Genomic DNA, 16,043 nt, shown 5'->3' on the forward strand with positions numbered 1-16,043 from the left:
AATGCATGTTTCATGCCAGTCTATGTAGAAACATATGTTCCTCAATAAGAATCCATGGAAACAATGGATTCATAGAGAGGATCATTGAAATAACTGTTTCAATGCCGCCGCGGCAACATACAATGTCCCTCGTTCCATTCCAGCACCCTGCCGCACAAAACAAGTGCGGCGCGCCTCATTGGAATAATTCTTGCACCATCGCGTTTCATCTCAGACTACGTTCTACGGACCCACATGCCGACCACCCAGACCAAGAAAAGCAAGGCCTCCGCTTCCATCGAAAGTCGTATTGCCGAGCTGTATGACCAGCTGTCGGAAATCGACCTGCGGCTGGCCGACACCATCCTCAGCGCACCGGGCCAACTGGCGATGCAAACCGCCACCGAACTTGCCAAGAGCGCGCAGGTATCCAAGGCAACGGCAACGCGCTTCTTTCAGAAACTCGGCTATGCGTCCTACGACGATGCCAGGGAAAGCGCACGCGCGGCGCTGGTGGGTGGATCGCCCCTGTATCTGCAGAAACGGGGAGAGAAGGACGCAGGCAGTGGGCTCGGTGCGTCAATCGAGGCGCACCTGAACCATGAAGTGTCGAACCTGGCTAATACTTATCGCTCGCTGGATCAGCAAGTACTAAGTGAAGCGGTAAACTGCATTGCCGGAGCACAGCGCGTCGCAATTATCGGCTATCGCCACAGCCATACGATTGCGCAAATGATCCGCCGTGAGCTGGTACAGGTTCGCAACAATGTGCTGGTGTTACCGGCGCCGGGTGATACGTTGGCGGAGTACCTGGGCGATCTGGACGAGCGCGACATGGCGATAGTAGTCGGCCTGCGGCGCAGAGTGCCGGCCGTCTCGCTGGCGATGGAGGCGCTCTCGGAGGCGGGAGTGAAGACGCTGTATGTGTCCGACGTGATTGCGGGAAAGCCGGCCCGGCGCGCCGACTGGGTGATTCGCTGCCATACCGACGGCATGATGCTGTTCGATAGCGTGGTGGCCGTCTCCGCGATCGTCAATCTGATCTGCTCGTTGACGGCGGAACGACTGCGCGAACGCGGTAATGGTCACCTGCAGCGCGTCGAAGTGCTGCATCAGAAGATGAAAGAACTGGAGTAAATACGAGTCGCGTGGCGCATCTATTGCCTACGGTAGGTGTCTGGCTCACTGAACCCTTGCTGACCTCCGCCATATCTCCTGTTGCACAGGATTCCAATCGACCAGAAGCGGGCAAGTTAAAATTTTCAGTTTAAAAACATCTGGGAGAGCTATCCATGCCATTCGCTAAAATTGAAGTGCGTCGCAGCCGTCCGCCCAGTGAAGTCCAAGCGCTGATCGAGGCTGTATACCAGGCCCAGCGAGTCGCGCTGAAAGTCCCCGAAAACGACAGGCAAATTCGCTACATAGAACATAAAGAAGAGCACTTTGCCGTCCCGCCCGGCAAGTCTGAAAACTATACATTCGTAGAGATTTTGCTTTTCCCCGGACGATCCTTGGAAGCGAAGCGCCAACTCTACCAAGAAATAGTGTCTCGCTTTGGAGAGATGGGTATTGCGGCGGATGACGTATTTATCATTCTCAACGAACCACCTCTGGAAAATTGGGGTATCCGAGGTGGTCAACCCGCGTCCGAAGTGAATCTCGGATTTAACCTTAACGTATGAGTCGCATCTTCCAGAAATCGAGAACCGGCCCCTGCCAGTAGCGGAACTGCAATAACAAGAATCTTGCTTCCTAGAGAGAATTTCTAGGTTAAAAGTACAAATATGCTCGTGTGGAACACAAAATTATTCAAACTCTTGTTGGTATGTTTCATTTCGCTTGCGAGGCTGCACAGCAACGACGATATATATCTACATGCATCGGCTAGCAATGACACGACCGCATATTGTACGAACCGGGGAGAAGCTAATAACAGCATAGCCTTAGGTGAGGGAGTTCGCATATCCGTTTCCTGGGCCCGGGAGAAAACAAACAGAGCCTTTCTGTAACCTTACAGATTCCTTTGCGCCAGGGGCAAACAGTGCAATTCGACAAGCAGAATGTTGAAATTGAAATAGACGACATCCCTCGTCGCCTCACGGCAAAGTTGGAAAATTTCAGCATTGGGCTTGCCGGTAAAAAAGGAACTTCCGGATATTTTAAATATACTTCCGCCACGCAACCGTTAAAAGGCAGCGGCAGGAATATCACAGCAAGTAGCGAGCCGTATCTTCAATATGACTTTTATCTAACGCGTATCGTATTTAATACTTCACCGTCAGAAGCATTGACCATGATCTTGCCTCCACAGCGCTTCGTATTGGTGACGCGCTCTGTTTGCCTCCCGTCAGCGTAGATTCCAAAGTCCGCTGTCTGCCAGAAGCCGACATCCAAATCACGCTCTCATCGGCCTCTTCAACCATAAATACAATCCGCTCAACAACAGAAAAATAGCGAATACGTCGAATGCGCCCCAAATCAGTTTCAGCGGAAAACCGCCATAGTCGCCAAAGTGCAGCGGACGAGCCAGCTGGAGCGATCTCAGATAGCCTGGCATCTCGGCGACGGCAACGGCCTTGTTGCTGCGGGCATCGACCAGCACCGCCGAAAACAATCGATGAGTGAGCGGCGTATTGCCATTGGTCCAGATCAGGTAATGCGCAGGATTGCTGAAGCTTCTGCTGGGCAGGATGATGCTGGTGACGTTGTTGTCGGGCAGTGCCGCGGCCGCTGCGTCACGCGCAGCCTGGATTGAGGGCAGAGCCTCGAACGGCACAGGCGTGTTGCCGGACGCGGCGAGCCTGGACATCTGCCCGCTACGCCATACCGCCGCCAGCGGTTTGGCGAATTCATTGATGATGCCGGTTGCGGTGATGGCAAGCACCCAGACCGCCGTCGCGATGCCAATCAGATTGTGGAGATCCAGCCACCAGGTCCGGCGGCGGCCACGGCGCAGGGCGCCGAAAGCCTGGTTCTTCATGTAAGGCCCATACAGGGCGACACCCGACAGGACCGCCATGAGCGCCAGCAAGCCCACGGCCGCCAGCACCATCTCCCCCGCGAATCCTGACAGCAATTCGGTATGCAGCCGCTGCACGAAGGGCATGAACTCCCAACGGCGCCTGAGCAGCGACGGCGGCTCATCTACCAATCGTCCACTTGCGCCATCGAAGACCAGCGGATGATCGCGACTTCGATCCGGACTGTCTTGCGACCCCATCACTACCTTGATCTGCCCTTCGTCACGGTCAAAGAAAATGAAGCGGACGCGCTCGTGCGGGTAGCGGCGGGTCGCAGCTGCGGCCATCGCATCCAGATCCCCAGGCGTCACTGCCAGCGCCGGTCCGGACAATGCAGGAGGACGACCGATCAGGGCTTCGATCTCGTCGCTGAAAATCAGTGGAAGGCCGCTCAGGCACGACAACAGCAGGAAAATCGTGCACCCCAGGCTGCTCCAGCGATGCAGCCGTCGCCATACCGGCAGCCTGATGCCCCATACCATCATGTCCGACTCAGAAATCGAAGGTGGTCGAGATGATCAGCGTACGCGGCGCGCCGCGCGCCAAACCGAAAGAGCTCGACGCGGCTGCCCAGTAATTCTTGTCCAGCAGGTTTTCGATGCTGGCGCGGATGACCACCGGCTTGCCCGAGATCGTGGCGGTGTAGCGCGCACCGGCGTCCAGGCGTGTCCAGGACGGGATGCTCTGCGTATTGGCCACGTTGTAGTACTGCGAAGACGTATAGATGATGCGTCCCGTCAATGTGAATCCCGGCACGAAAGGAAGATCCCACTCGCCGCCCAGATTTGCCTGGGTCGTTGGCACGCCGACGGCCTTCTTGCCGTCGTTGACGCCGCCGGCGGTCTTGCTCATCAGCCCGCGGATGAAGGTCACGCCGCCCAATACCCGCACGCCGGCACCGGGTTCGCCGAACATGTTGATTTCCAGCCCCTGGTTGCGCTGTTCGCCATCAAGCCCATACACATTGGTGGCCTGATTGACGATGCCGCTGGGCTGTTCGATCTGGAACAGTCCGACAGTGGCTGCCAGCTTGCCGCCGTCGTATTTGACACCGCCTTCATACTGTTTCGAGACGATGGGTGCGAAGACTTCGCCGCTATTGACGGTGCCCGCCGTTGCCGTCGGCCCCTGGCTCAGACCTTCGATGTAGTTTCCATAGAGACTGAGCGAGGGCGCCAGCTTGAAGACAAGGCCGACGGCAGGCGTCACTTTGCTGCGGTCATATAGCGAGGTCTGCGCGCCGGTCACCGCACTGAAGTTGCGCACCTTCACATTTTGCTGTCGCGCACCCAGCGTCAATAACAGCCGCTGATCAAACAAGCCAAGCGTGTCGGCGATGGCCAGACTGTCCAGGTCGGACTCGGAAGTCTTCGGCGCCGAACTGGCGTACGGCGCAAGACTTTGCTGGGCAACGCTGCCGGGATTGTAGAGATTGGAGCTATAGGTGGAAATCACCGGCGCCAGCACGCCGGAATCGGTATGCAGGCTCGTCGCACTGAGGTTGAATTCATGCCGGACCGGGCCCGTGTCGAACTTCCCTTTCAGGCCGGCCGTCGCCGTCTTGGTATTGGAAAAGGTCGGCTGAAAATACTGATTGGCGCGAAAAGCACCATTTGCATTCTGCAGATAGACGAAGTTATAGAGGCCGAGGAAATCGTTATTCCGGGCGCCGGCGGCGGCGTAGACGCTGAGGTCCGGCAGCAGGTCGAACTCGCCCTGGATCATGCCGAAAGTGTCGTTCGACCTGGCGAAGTACCAGGGCTGGCCCAGGCTCAGCGTGTTGTCCGGCGCAGCCGGTATCTGGAAATTGGCGTTGTCGGTATAGACAATGCGGGTTGGCGCGTCGGTACGCATCTCGTGGTATCCAAGGTCGGCCGAGACCCGTAGCCTGTCGTTGCGGTAGTCGATGCCGACCGTGGCCGAGGAAGCGCGCTGCGACTGATCATTCACGCCGGTACGGCCATCGCGATAGGCGCCGTTGAAGCGGATGCCCCAGCTGTTGTCTTCGCCGAAGCGCCGGCCAAGGTCGATGTGGGCGCCGAACTGGGCATCCGAGTAGTAGCTCGCGGTGAACTGGGTAATCGGCGTGTCGGTGGCACGCTTGGTGACCAGGTTGATGTTGCCGCCCACGCCGCCGGTCGGCGCCATGCCATTGAGTAAGGCGCTCGGCCCCTTGAGGATTTCCACGCGCTCCACGGCTTCGAGTCCACCGGTCATTTGCGGCGGCACGATGCCGTAGAGGCCGTTGACCGCCATGTCCTGCGTTTGTGTGGGAAAGCCCCGGATGGTGAATTGGCTGATGTAGCTGACATCCGGCCAGATGGTGCGCACCGAGGAATCGTTCTTGACCACGTCGCCGATGGTGCGCGCTTGCTGGTTCTGGATGGTGGCGGCGGTGATGCTGGTGACGTTGAACGGCGTTTCCATGAAATCGCGCTGGCCCAGCAGTCCGAGGCTGGACCTGCGCGCGACCTGGCCACCGGCATAGACCGAGGCCGTGGACGGTTCGGTCGCGGCGTTCACCTCGACGGTCGGCAGGATATCGTTCGTCGTGCTGCCCGCCGGCTGTGCACGCAGCACGTAGCCGCCGGCGGGCCTTTGCGCTGCGGCCACACCGCTGCCTTCCAGCAGCAGTCCAAGCGCTTCGCGCGTCGTGTAACTGCCGCGCAGCCCCCTGGTGCGCTTGCCATCCGTCAGGGCTGAGTCGCCTGCCAGGAAAGTGCCTGACTGCTGGGCGAAACTGTTGAGCGCAGGCGTCAAGGGGCCGGGTGGGATGTCGTAGGCCCGTACCGCACTTTCCTGGGCGGCGGCGGGCATCGACATGGATGCCGTCAGCGATACGCCTGCGCAGATGAGCCGTGCGGCCAGGCTGAGACGGCGCAGCTGTATGCCGCCGATGGATCGTGTTCGGCCTATGCCGGTGTTCTTGCGAGAAAGCATGTTGTCCCCTGAATCTGGTTTGATGTGGAAGGTCCTTGCTTCCGAATCGATCCAGCGCAGTAAAAGGGGAACCACCGCGAAAAATAAATCCTTCGGCCCGTTCCGTCAGCGCGGTTCCAGGGTGATCCACCAGGGCAGGATGCGTCGCACCCTGAGCGAGAGCGCGTCGGCCAGCAGGTCGATGGACTTGTCCATGTCGTTGGCGGGATAGGCCCCCATGACGCGCAGACCCGAGACCGCCGGCGCCACGTCCAGATGCACCCGGCGGTAGCGAGCCAGTTCGCCGGCGAACTCCGCAAGCGGAATGTCATTTGCCAGCAATACGCCGCTTGACCAGGCCTCACGTGCCCGGTCGACCGGTTGCAAGGGCCCGGCTGTGGCATGGGTGAACTCGGCCTGATGGCCAGCGTGCACGGTCAGAGGGCCTCCGCCTGCATCAGGCCTGATCTCGACGGCGCCGTCGTAGACGCACAGCAAGGTGCGGGTATCGAAGCGCCGCACCGTGAAGCGAGTACCCAGCGCGCGCATGCGGCCCTGGCCAGTCGCCACAACGAATGGACGGGTTGCATCCTTGGCCGTCTCGAACAAGGCCTCGCCCGCCAGCAGATGCACGAAGCGGGTGGACGGACTGAAGTCGAGGTTGAGCGCGGTGGCGGTGTTGAGCCAGGCGTGGGTGCCGTCCGGCAGTTCGATTTTTCTGATCTCGCCGACGCCGGTGCGATAGTCGGCGCGCAGCGCCAGCACCGCTTCAGGGATCGATGTGAATTTCCAGATTGCGCCGCCGGCGGCTCCGAGGACCAGCAGACGAGTCAAGGTGCGGCGCTTGCGGCGCCACTCGGACTGGCTATTGCGCAAGGCCTGACCGGCGACCTCGCGATGCTGTTCGCCGGTCAGGCCGGAAAAACGGCGACTGGCGTTTTCAATGTGCGCCCAGGCTTGCCGGTGCTCTTCGCGCTCGGCCAGCCAGGCCTGCCAACGCAGTCGTTCCTGCGGGGTGGTGTCGCCGGAGTGTAGTACGGAATACCATTCGGCCGCCTGCTGCAGGCTGGCGAACTGAAGGTCGGGCGCATTCATTGCAGCGCCTCCGCTGCCAGCTTCACTTCCAGCAGCGCGAATTCCAGGATGGCTTTAGCCATGTATTTCTTGACCATGCGCTCGGACACGCCGATCTCCTGTGCAACTTCCTTGTAAGTCATGCCATGGATCTGGACCAGGATGAAGGCATGCGCCGCCTTCTCGCTGAGACGGGCTAGTACGGCGTCGACCTGATAGAGTGCCTCGACGATCTGAAGCCGCTCCTCTTCGGAAATTGCCAGCGGATGGCGCATCGCCTCGGTCGCCTGCCACCAGGCATCCTCGACCTGGCGACGGCGCCACAGGTCCACACACAGGCCTTTGGCCATGGTGCTCAGGTACGCGCGAGCGCCGTCGGAACTGTCGAAAGCGCGCGGTTTCAGCAAAAGTCGCAGAAAAGCGTCGTGCGCCAGGTCTGCAGCATCGAAGGCATTGCCCAACTTGCGCTGTAGCAATCCCTGCAGCCATCGGTGATGGTGGCGATAGAGCTCGGAGAGCGCGCTGGTTGAATCGGTCACTTTGAGGAGTCCCGATGGGAAGGCGTTGTGCGGGCACCCGATACTGGCTGGGCGAACATCTTAATTGGTAATTATTCTCATTAAGATTTTCGCACTGAAGGTGACGAACGTCAAATCAGTGCTGACGCCGACATTTCTTGGAGGAGGAGCGATAGAAGTCGACCACATTCTGAATGACTGAGCTATCGCATGTTTCAATGCGAAGGACGGCGTCGTCTGCTATCGGCGGCAGAAGCGGACAAATCCATTTGAAAAGGAAAGGTAGATGGCAGAGATTGAAACCCTACTCGCGCTTAAAGAGCCAGAGATCAGTTTTTGCCATATAAGAAAATCACCCACGTTGCGCGAGGAAGTCTCTTCGAAATTCTCATGGTGGATGATGATCACTGCGGCTATCGCATCTGTACAAGCAAAGACGGTGAGTACTGTTGCCAAGTTACAGACCCAATGCGAAGTCGGGATATCGAGCAAAACGATTTGGACATGTTCTAGCTGAAAACGGGCTGACTATCTGGAGGCTATGGCTGATTCCGGCCAGAAGCGGACTGTCTCATCCGAAGTGCTACCAAGACCGTGATGCCGCTACGGAATCTGATTACTTGCTTCTCATCTTATATATCAATAAAATGAGAAGCATTATCATTAATAGAGATCATCGTGGCTTTCGCAGCGCCCTCATCTGCAGGCCCCCTTCATACAAGGGAGCTGGATAACCTCTATCGCGAACACCATCATTGGTTGCTTGGCTGGCTCCAGCGCAGGATCGGTAACGCTTTCGACGCCGCAGATATCTCCCAGGATACCTTTGTTCGATTGTTGCTCAACGGACATTCGCCGATTCCGGAGCAGTCACGCTCACATCTAGCCCAGATTGCCAAAGGTCTGATGATCGATATGCACCGTCGACGTCTTCTGGAAACTGCCTGGCTGGACACATTGGCGCGTATTCCGGAGCAATATGCACCCTCGGCAGAATCACGGGCCATCATTCTTGAATCGCTGGTGCGCATCGATGCCATGCTGGATGAAATGCCTGCCAAGGTACGTGAAACCTTCCTGCTTTCGCGTTTCGAAGGACTTACCTACACCGAAATCGCCACCCAGCTTTGCATTTCAGTGCCGACTGTACGCAAGTACATGCTAAAGGCGGCGCAATCCTGCATGGCCTGCCTGGGCGGCAATGCCTGACATAAACACCCCGTCCGCCCAGATCCCGGCCGCCATCATGCAGCAAGCGCTGGAGTGGCAGGTCAACTTCTGGTCAGGAGAGAGTTCAGTGGAAGAACGCCGGCAATTCGAGCACTGGCTCGGTTTGGGACCTGAGCAGCAAGGCGCCTGGCGGCACATACAGGCAATGGATAGCCGTTTGCTCGATATGGCGAGTCCATCGATTGCAGGAGCGCTGCGAGACACACGCAAGTTGACTGCGCGGCGTCGCACACTGCGCACCTTGCTGTTCATCAGCGGCAGTGGACTAGCGTTATATGGCGCAAGGAATACATCGCAATGGCAGGTCATCGCAGCCGATTCCCGCACTAGGACCGGCGTACAACGTGAAGTAACGCTTCCTGATGGCGGGCGCCTGACACTCAATACTGATAGCGCGGTGAATATTGTCTATGACGAACACGTCCGCAGTATCAGCTTGCTACGGGGCGAAATCCACGTCGCCACCGCCGCCGACGGACACCAGCCGGCGCGTCCCTTTATCGTGGAAACCCGCTATGGACGGGCCCGGGCCATTGGCACCCGCTTCACGGTGCGCCTCGATGATGACCGATCTAGAGTTGCCGTCAGCCAGGGCATGGTGGAGTTGCGTCCAAGGCAAGGTGACGCTGTTTTGGTAGTCAATGCCGGCCAGGAGGCCAGCTTCGACGGTCATGACGTCGGCCCCGCGCGGGCCTCGCCCTTGGGCGGGGAGGAATGGCTGCGTGGCCTGGTCATTGCCGAGCGCATGCCGTTACGGGAATTTCTCTCCACGCTGGCCCGCTATCGCAGCGGCTTCCTGTACTGCGATCCGACGGTTGCCGACCTCCCCGTCTCCGGTGTCTTCTCGATACGTGACACGGACCAGACCCTGGCAGCGTTACTGCAGGTATTGCCTGTCAGCATTACCTATATCACGCGATATTGGGTATCGGTATCCGCTGCATAAAAAAACTGCGCGCACCGTATCACTTTTTTCTTCTCGTTCGGAATAGAGACATGGCCGGCTGCCGGACCATGCCCACAACACACCAACGAAGGGGAACCAACCATGTCTTCAGTAGCGATTGCCCAGATAACCGAGCGCCAGGCAGGTCTGCCGGCCTTGTCTGCCATCTCCCGCGCGGTGATCGTCGCCTGCCTGTCCATCGGTACAATCAGCATATCTGGAGTCGTGCATGCGCAGCCGGTCCAGCCAGTCAATGCTGCACTCAAAAGCTACCGCATCAGCGCCGGCACGCTGGACCAGGCGCTCAATGCCTTTGGCGCCCAGGCAGGCATCCTGATCTGGATCGATGCCAATCGCACGCAAGGCAAGACCAGCGGCGGACTCAACGGCCAGTACAGTGTAGAAGGCGGCTTGGCGGCACTGCTGGCGGGTAGCGGCTTGCAAGCCGTCAAGTCGGACAATGGTGGATATGTCCTACAGGAAGCCCCTGCGACCAACACCGCCGCAAGCGACGGCACACTGCCGACAGTGGAAGTTTCAGCCGAAGCCGAAAGCGGCGAGAACAACGCCTATCGCTCCCGTAGCATGAAGCTTGGTGCGCTCGGCACCAGCAGCTTGCGCAACACGCCCTACAGCGTAGATGTCATCACGCGCGAGCTCATCGAGAACAAGCAGGCCCATTCGCTTTCCGACGCGGTCAAGGGGGATGCTGGCATCGCTTCGGGCAGCAACTACACCAACGGTACCGGTGATGTGCTGCTTATTCGCGGTACCCTGCTCAGCTATCGTAACAACTACAAGCTGGACGGCATGGACCTGATCGGCTTCCTGGGTGCCCCGCAGCTACCCACGGAAGTGATGGAGAACATCGAGGTACTGAAAGGCGCCGGTGGCTTTTTGTATGGTTTCGGCACGCCTGGCGGCATCGTCAGCCTGACACTCAAGCGCCCCACCAATGAACCGGTACGCACGCTCAATACACAAATCACCGACAGCGGGAAAGTGCTGGTTCACGGAGACGTTGGCGGGCGCTTTGGTGAAGATGACCGCTTTGGCTACCGCATCAATCTGGTCAAGGAGCAAGGCGACACCTATGTAAAGGATGGCGGCAAGATCGACCGCCAGACTGTATCCCTGGCCTTCGACTGGCGCCTGACACGTGACCTCGTGTGGAGCCTGGATGCGCTACACCAGGAACGGCGCGTGGACGCGGTCTATTACCAGTTGGTCCCGAATGCCAGCGGCGGCTTGAGTAACGCGATCTCGGCGCCGCCGGCCGCAGTGGATGGCAGCAAGCGCCTGGCGTCCCCCTTTGCCTATAGCCAGATCAGGAGCACCTCGGTTGGAACCTCGCTGGCCTGGCAGTTCGCTCAAGACTGGAATGCCCGTGTCTCCTATCGAAAATGGGACCAGGACATGCAGAGCGACCACAGCTTCCTGTATGCCAATGCCGCAGGCACCTACACCGAAATGCAAATCTCGCTGCCTTCCAAGGTGCGTTCCGAACAGACTCAAGCGATGCTAACCGGATCCTTCGGTGGGGATTACCTGCGCAATGACGTAACGCTCGGCGTGACCTATTCGGACATCCAGGCCCAGGAATCAAACGACTTCAAGTCGGCGGTATTGGGCACAGGCGTACTGGGCACGACCACCAACTATGCCAATCCCGGCCTGAGCACCACCTGGATCGACGGTGGCTGGTATTTTCCCGAACAGCAGAAGAGCGCCTTCATCTCTGACATCATGCACGTTGGTACGCAGGTGGACCTGATCGCCGGCCTGCGCCACAGCAGCTTCAAGTCAACCACATACGACAAGAGTGCAGTCACGCCGACCGTCGCAATGGTCTATCGTCCGGTGACCTGGCTGTCCACTTATGCCAGCTATGTAGAAGCCCTGGAGCAGGGCTCGGTGGCCCCGACCGGCACGGTCAATGCCAACGAAGTCTTCGCGCCGCTCAAGAGCAAGCAGGGCGAAATCGGCGTAAAGACGGAGCTGGGCAACTGGTCCGCCAGCGCCGCACTGTTCCGCATGAACCAGGCACTGACCTACACCACTTCGGCGGGGGTATACACCCAAGATGGCCAGGCACGTTACCAGGGCCTGGAGCTGTCGAGCAAACTGCGCGTGGACCGTCGCTGGAACATCCTAGCCAGCGCGGTGTTTCTTGATGCCCGCAACACCAAGACCAGTGGAGGCACCCTGGATGGAAAGCGAACCCCAGGCGCGTCACGTCAACAGTATTCGCTGTATAGCGAATACTCGCTGGCCGACATGCCTGCCACTTTCACCGGTGGCGTACGCTATGTCAGCGCACGCGTGCTCGATACCAACAACAACTGGGAGCTGCCAGGCTACACGGTCTGGGATCTCGGCGCGCGCTACGTCACCCGCCTCGGGCAGACCAAGACCACTTTCCGCCTGAATCTGGACAACATCGCCAACAAGGCCTATTGGCTGATGGCTGGGTCTAACCGCCTGATTCAAGGGGCACCGCGGACTATCAACCTGAGTGCCCAGTTCGACTTCTGATCAGCAACAGGATCAACGCATGCGCTCGCTCCCGTTGCGCGCCATCCTCCTTTCCGCGCATCGCTATGCGGGACTGGTGATGGCAATCTTCCTTTTTATTGCCAGCTTGACTGGCGCATTGCTCGCATGGAATGACGAACTGGAACGCCTGCTTAGCCCGGAACTCTTTATCGCGCCGGTTCCCGTCGGCAGGACCGCCATGGACCCGCTAGATCTGCGTGCGAAGGTCCTGGAAGCCAATCCCAATGCGCAGGCGGCCTACCAGCCCCTGCGCGTGGAAGCGGGCCAGGCACTGCAATTTTTCCTCACGCCGCGCATCGATAGCGACGGAAAACCATTGCCATTGGTCGATAATCAGGTCTTCATCCATCCCTATACCGGCGCCCTGCTCGGTAGTCGCAACGCCAATGACTTGTGGCAAGGACGCAAGGCGTTCATGCCGTTCATCTATCGTCTGCATTACACCCTGACCCTGGGTGTCCCTGGAGCACTGGTGTTTGGAGTGGTTGCCGTGATCTGGACCATCGATTGTTTCGTTGGCTTTTATCTCACTCTCCCGCCACGTGTACGTAACCCGAATCCCAAGCCTTTGCTGACCCGCTGGTGGCCGGCATGGAAGATACGGCCGAGTGCAAGGGGACATAGGCTCAATATCGACCTGCATCGTGCGAGCGGACTGTGGCTGTGGCCGATGCTGTTCGTGATTGCGCTTTCCAGCGTCGCACTGAGTCTGCCTACCGTTTATCAACCGGTAATACGTGGGCTGCTCGAACATCAGCCGGATGACAAATCCATGCCCCGGCTTGCGCAACCGCTCTGGTCACCTCCGCTCGATTGGTGGCCCGCCCGAGAAATCGGTCGCCGTGAAATGAAACGCCTCGGGCTGCGAATGGGATTCACAACTGGTCCGGAAGAGTGGATGTTCTACGATGCGAGCCGGGGCCTGTACCGTTACGCCATCACTAGTGAACGGGATATTCGTGATCGCTACACCAACACCACACTCTATATAGATGCACTTACAGGTAGGGTGAAGGGAATCTGGCTCCCTACCGGATCTGCCGCCGGGGACACATTGACGACCTGGCTTACCAGCTTGCATATGGCCGTTGTTGGCGGTCTTTTCTACAAGGCATTCGTATCCTTCCTTGGATTGGCAGTTGCCGTATTGAGTATGACCGGAATATTGATTTGGGTGAAAAAGCGTAACGCCCGCAAGACGCGATGACAAGGGAGGCGCTCCTTCGGCGAAAACAAACAATCAGCAAGCCCTTTGGCGGCCAGTCGGACGAAACCATAGCTCATGCCGGAAGATGTAAGTCCACTTCCGCAATCGGCCAGAAGCCACCTTTCACACAAATAACTTAGCCCGCGCATGCGGGCTAAGTTATTTCAGGTATCCCAATGGTCCAGTAAGGTGAACTGTGGGTATCCAGGGCGCCGAACCGGGTGGCCCTGATCACTGAAACATGCAGCGCCGGTTGAGTATTCAGCAGGGAGGCAAGGGCACGTTCGGTGGCGAGGATCATTTCAACCGTAACAGCCGGCCGGGTTTCTGAAACAAAGCGGCAAGCTGGCGTCGGCATCATGCATTCCATACTGAATCTGAACCCACACCCAGACAGTTCGGCTCACTTGATCAACCGGAGGATGTCATGCGTATTGCCTTGATGATTGCAGGTCTGTTTTTGACGTTGAACGCGCAAGCCGCTTTTGCCAAAGGACTTACCGTCGGCGGTGCGCTGTCCGGCGTATGGGATGGCTACGTCTACCTGATCAGCAACTGGATCTGAGACGGCGCTTGCCAATGTGATGAAGCCGGGATCGCAGCGAATCTGATCCCGGCATCCCCAGCTTCATTGCCGGCAAGTTCACGACGCGCATGCAGAGGCATTTCAGCTCATTGAACATTGCCGGCGTCGGCTTGCCAGGCGCTTTCAAGATGTTGTTCGACAAACCCGACGAAGGCTCTGGCCTTGGCGCTGGCGCGGCGTCCGGCCGGAAAGACCGCCCATAAGTCCACATCCGGAAGTCTCCAGTCGGCCAGGACTTGCTTCACCCGGGCTTGCTTCAGATCCGGCTGGATCACCCATTCGGATACGATCGCCAGCCCCAGGTCGGCGAGTACCGCAGCCCTGATGCCTTCTGCCGCAGTTGCCCTGATGCGGCCTGAAATCGTCACGCGCTGCTGCGCGCCCGAGGGATGCTGGAATTGCCAGAGCGGGCCGCCGCCGCGCGTGTCGTAGACGATGCACTCTGTTGATTCCAGCTGTTTCGGTTCCTGCGGTTCGCCGGCTGCTGCGAGATACGCAGGGGTGGCGACCACCATGCGTCTGGCGCGTCCTATGCGCCGGGCTGTCATGCCGGAGTCGGGCAAATCTCCCACGCGCAAGGCCACATCGATGCCATTTTCCAGCAGATCGATGTTCCTGTCGTCGAGCACGAAATCGATATCCAGCTGCGGGTGCTGCGCCAGAAAAGGCTTGAGCGCAGGAATAAGGCAGAGCCGTGAAAATGTGACGGTGGCGCTGACCCTGAGCCGTCCCGAGAGCCCGGCGTCCGAACCGCGTGCAGCGCTTTCGGCTTGATTGACTTCGTCGATGGCGACCCTGGCGCGTTCATAAAACCGCTGACCGGCTTCGGTCGGCACCAGTCCGCGCGTGGTCCGGTGCAGCAGATGCACACCCAGACGCTGTTCCAGTTGCGCGATCGTTTTCGATATCGACGGTTGTCCGACATGCAGCAGCCGGGCCGCGCCCGAGAATGACCCGGTCTCGACCACGTGGACGAAGGTCTCCATGCCGCTCATTCGATCCGTGCTCAAAGTCTCTCTCCCCATTGCTTGCCTGGCGACGCCCTCGCAATCGAGAGGCCTATTCCGATCAGGAATGAATGTTATCCCGATCAGGCCGTTCCCGGCTTGGGGATCGTCCGGAATAATCGGGACTCCCGGAGTGAAGTTGCGTGTGGCGCAATTTGCCAGGCTTTGCTCAGCTCATCCACCTCCCCGGAGTATCAGACAGATGCCGATTCTGAACATGGCCAATGGCCCTGACATCAATTACGTCCGCACGCGCGCTACAGGCGGCGTTCCCATTGTCTTCATCCATGCGCTGGGTCTGGATCTGAGCGTCTGGGAGCATCAATTCGAGGCATTCGGCGGGGATCACGATCTGCTGGCGATGGATCTGCCAGGTCATGGGCGATCGGGCGACCTGCAGCAGCCTCCGAACTTCAAGGCCATGGCGCAGAGCGTCTGCGACCTGCTTGAGCATCTGCACATCGCACAGGCCCATCTGGTGGGTATCTCGGTCGGCGGCATGATTGCACAGACGCTGGCGGTGATGGCGCCGCAACGCATCCGTTCGCTGATTCTCGTGGCTACCTCATGCACCTTTCCCGACGCAGTCCGAACGATACTCCGGGAACGCGCGCAGCTTGTGCGCGCAGGCGGAATGAAGGCCGTCATTCCCTTGCATCTGGATCGCTGGTTTCCTCAAGCCTTTCGTCAGAAGCGTCCTGATGTGCTGGATCGTCTGAGCAAAATCCTGCTGCGGCAAGACAGCGAATTCCACGCCGGCATGTGGGACATGGTGGCTGAGCTGGAGCTCCACCAAGATCTGGCCTCGCTCGGATGTCCGGCGATGGTGGTGGCCGGAGCGCTGGATATGAGCGCGTCGCCGGAAGCCGGCAACGTCATTGTCCATCAGTTGCCCGGGGCAACGCTGCATGTGATGCCGGGCAGCGGACACTTCCCGCAGATGGAATTTCCCGTGGAATTCAACCGCCTCATGCGTGCTTTCCTGCAGCAGACTGAATGAA

At 58.8% G+C, this 16,043-nt stretch carries 14 protein-coding genes; 9 read left to right on the top strand and 5 right to left on the bottom strand.

Going from position 1 to position 16,043, the window contains the following annotated elements; all coding sequences use genetic code 11:
- The first annotated feature begins 234 nt into the window (after positions 1-234).
- The 3 genes from PQR62_RS21075 to PQR62_RS21085 all read left to right on the top strand — a co-directional run bounded on the left by PQR62_RS21075 (position 235) and on the right by PQR62_RS21085 (position 2,335).
- On the top strand, positions 235-1,116 hold the full coding sequence (locus PQR62_RS21075) for a MurR/RpiR family transcriptional regulator (protein ID WP_408160000.1): 882 nt from the start codon (positions 235-237) through the stop codon (positions 1,114-1,116).
- 155 nt (positions 1,117-1,271) lie between these two features.
- On the top strand, positions 1,272-1,661 hold the full coding sequence (locus tag PQR62_RS21080) for a tautomerase family protein (RefSeq protein WP_408160001.1): 390 nt from the start codon (positions 1,272-1,274) through the stop codon (positions 1,659-1,661).
- Between the two features lie 359 nt (positions 1,662-2,020).
- Positions 2,021-2,335, top strand: coding sequence for a hypothetical protein (locus tag PQR62_RS21085; RefSeq protein WP_408160002.1), 315 nt, complete (start codon positions 2,021-2,023; stop codon positions 2,333-2,335).
- 39 nt (positions 2,336-2,374) lie between these two features.
- Here the strand turns inward: PQR62_RS21085 and PQR62_RS21090 are convergent, their stop codons facing one another.
- From PQR62_RS21090 to PQR62_RS21105, 4 genes are all read right to left on the bottom strand, one after another.
- Complete coding sequence (locus PQR62_RS21090) at positions 2,375-3,484, bottom strand: PepSY-associated TM helix domain-containing protein (protein WP_408160003.1); 1,110 nt, start codon at positions 3,482-3,484, stop codon at positions 2,375-2,377.
- A gap of 7 nt (positions 3,485-3,491) precedes the next feature.
- Positions 3,492-5,939, bottom strand: a complete 2,448-nt coding sequence (locus PQR62_RS21095) for a TonB-dependent siderophore receptor (RefSeq protein WP_408160004.1) — start codon at positions 5,937-5,939, stop codon at positions 3,492-3,494.
- 105 nt (positions 5,940-6,044) lie between these two features.
- Entirely contained in the window at positions 6,045-7,013 is a 969-nt protein-coding gene (locus PQR62_RS21100; RefSeq protein WP_408160005.1) for a FecR domain-containing protein, read from the bottom strand.
- The gene (locus PQR62_RS21105) at positions 7,010-7,531 is read right to left on the bottom strand and encodes a sigma-70 family RNA polymerase sigma factor (protein ID WP_408160006.1); all 522 of its coding nucleotides are present in this window, start codon (positions 7,529-7,531) and stop codon (positions 7,010-7,012) included. Before PQR62_RS21105 ends, PQR62_RS21100 begins: the two co-directional genes overlap by 4 nt.
- 657 nt (positions 7,532-8,188) lie before the next feature.
- Here PQR62_RS21105 and PQR62_RS21110 point away from each other — a divergent pair.
- The 5 genes from PQR62_RS21110 to PQR62_RS21130 all read left to right on the top strand — a co-directional run bounded on the left by PQR62_RS21110 (position 8,189) and on the right by PQR62_RS21130 (position 14,014).
- A complete protein-coding gene (locus PQR62_RS21110) occupies positions 8,189-8,719 on the top strand; it encodes a sigma-70 family RNA polymerase sigma factor (RefSeq protein WP_408160007.1) in 531 nt (176 codons plus the stop codon).
- Positions 8,720-8,756: 37 nt separating this feature from the next.
- Entirely contained in the window at positions 8,757-9,686 is a 930-nt protein-coding gene (locus PQR62_RS21115; protein WP_408160008.1) for a FecR domain-containing protein, read from the top strand.
- Positions 9,687-9,788: 102 nt separating this feature from the next.
- Positions 9,789-12,221 (top strand): TonB-dependent siderophore receptor, encoded by a 2,433-nt coding sequence (locus PQR62_RS21120; protein ID WP_408160009.1) that lies wholly within the window; start codon positions 9,789-9,791, stop codon positions 12,219-12,221.
- 19 nt (positions 12,222-12,240) lie between these two features.
- Positions 12,241-13,449 (top strand): PepSY-associated TM helix domain-containing protein, encoded by a 1,209-nt coding sequence (locus PQR62_RS21125; protein ID WP_408160010.1) that lies wholly within the window; start codon positions 12,241-12,243, stop codon positions 13,447-13,449.
- Positions 13,450-13,876: 427 nt separating this feature from the next.
- The gene (locus PQR62_RS21130; RefSeq protein WP_408160011.1) at positions 13,877-14,014 is read left to right on the top strand and encodes a hypothetical protein; all 138 of its coding nucleotides are present in this window, start codon (positions 13,877-13,879) and stop codon (positions 14,012-14,014) included.
- A gap of 107 nt (positions 14,015-14,121) precedes the next feature.
- Here PQR62_RS21130 and PQR62_RS21135 read toward each other — a convergent pair whose 3' ends face one another.
- Positions 14,122-15,030, bottom strand: coding sequence for a LysR family transcriptional regulator (locus tag PQR62_RS21135; RefSeq protein WP_408160123.1), 909 nt, complete (start codon positions 15,028-15,030; stop codon positions 14,122-14,124).
- A gap of 214 nt (positions 15,031-15,244) precedes the next feature.
- On the opposite strand from PQR62_RS21135, the gene PQR62_RS21140 reads away from it, so the two are divergent.
- A complete protein-coding gene (locus PQR62_RS21140) occupies positions 15,245-16,042 on the top strand; it encodes an alpha/beta fold hydrolase (protein ID WP_408160012.1) in 798 nt (265 codons plus the stop codon).
- Position 16,043 lies beyond the last annotated feature (1 nt).

This window comes from Herbaspirillum lusitanum, from assembly GCF_046025995.1.
In the GTDB taxonomy this organism is placed as follows: domain Bacteria; phylum Pseudomonadota; class Gammaproteobacteria; order Burkholderiales; family Burkholderiaceae_D; genus Herbaspirillum; species Herbaspirillum lusitanum_A.

What these genes read in the sequence shown, in the direction of transcription:
- PQR62_RS21075 (WP_408160000.1), top strand. Translation starts at nt 235, where the DNA reads ATGCCGACCACCCAGACCAAGAAAAGCAAGGCCTCCGCTTCCATCGAA.
- PQR62_RS21080 (WP_408160001.1), top strand. Translation starts at nt 1,272, where the DNA reads ATGCCATTCGCTAAAATTGAAGTGCGTCGCAGCCGTCCGCCCAGTGAA.
- PQR62_RS21090 (WP_408160003.1), bottom strand. Translation starts at nt 3,484, where the DNA reads ATGATGGTATGGGGCATCAGGCTGCCGGTATGGCGACGGCTGCATCGC.
- PQR62_RS21095 (WP_408160004.1), bottom strand. Translation starts at nt 5,939, where the DNA reads ATGCTTTCTCGCAAGAACACCGGCATAGGCCGAACACGATCCATCGGC.
- PQR62_RS21100 (WP_408160005.1), bottom strand. Translation starts at nt 7,013, where the DNA reads ATGAATGCGCCCGACCTTCAGTTCGCCAGCCTGCAGCAGGCGGCCGAA.
- PQR62_RS21115 (WP_408160008.1), top strand. Translation starts at nt 8,757, where the DNA reads ATGCAGCAAGCGCTGGAGTGGCAGGTCAACTTCTGGTCAGGAGAGAGT.
- PQR62_RS21120 (WP_408160009.1), top strand. Translation starts at nt 9,789, where the DNA reads ATGTCTTCAGTAGCGATTGCCCAGATAACCGAGCGCCAGGCAGGTCTG.
- PQR62_RS21125 (WP_408160010.1), top strand. Translation starts at nt 12,241, where the DNA reads ATGCGCTCGCTCCCGTTGCGCGCCATCCTCCTTTCCGCGCATCGCTAT.
- PQR62_RS21130 (WP_408160011.1), top strand. Translation starts at nt 13,877, where the DNA reads ATGCGTATTGCCTTGATGATTGCAGGTCTGTTTTTGACGTTGAACGCG.
- PQR62_RS21135 (WP_408160123.1), bottom strand. Translation starts at nt 15,030, where the DNA reads ATGAGCGGCATGGAGACCTTCGTCCACGTGGTCGAGACCGGGTCATTC.
- PQR62_RS21140 (WP_408160012.1), top strand. Translation starts at nt 15,245, where the DNA reads ATGCCGATTCTGAACATGGCCAATGGCCCTGACATCAATTACGTCCGC.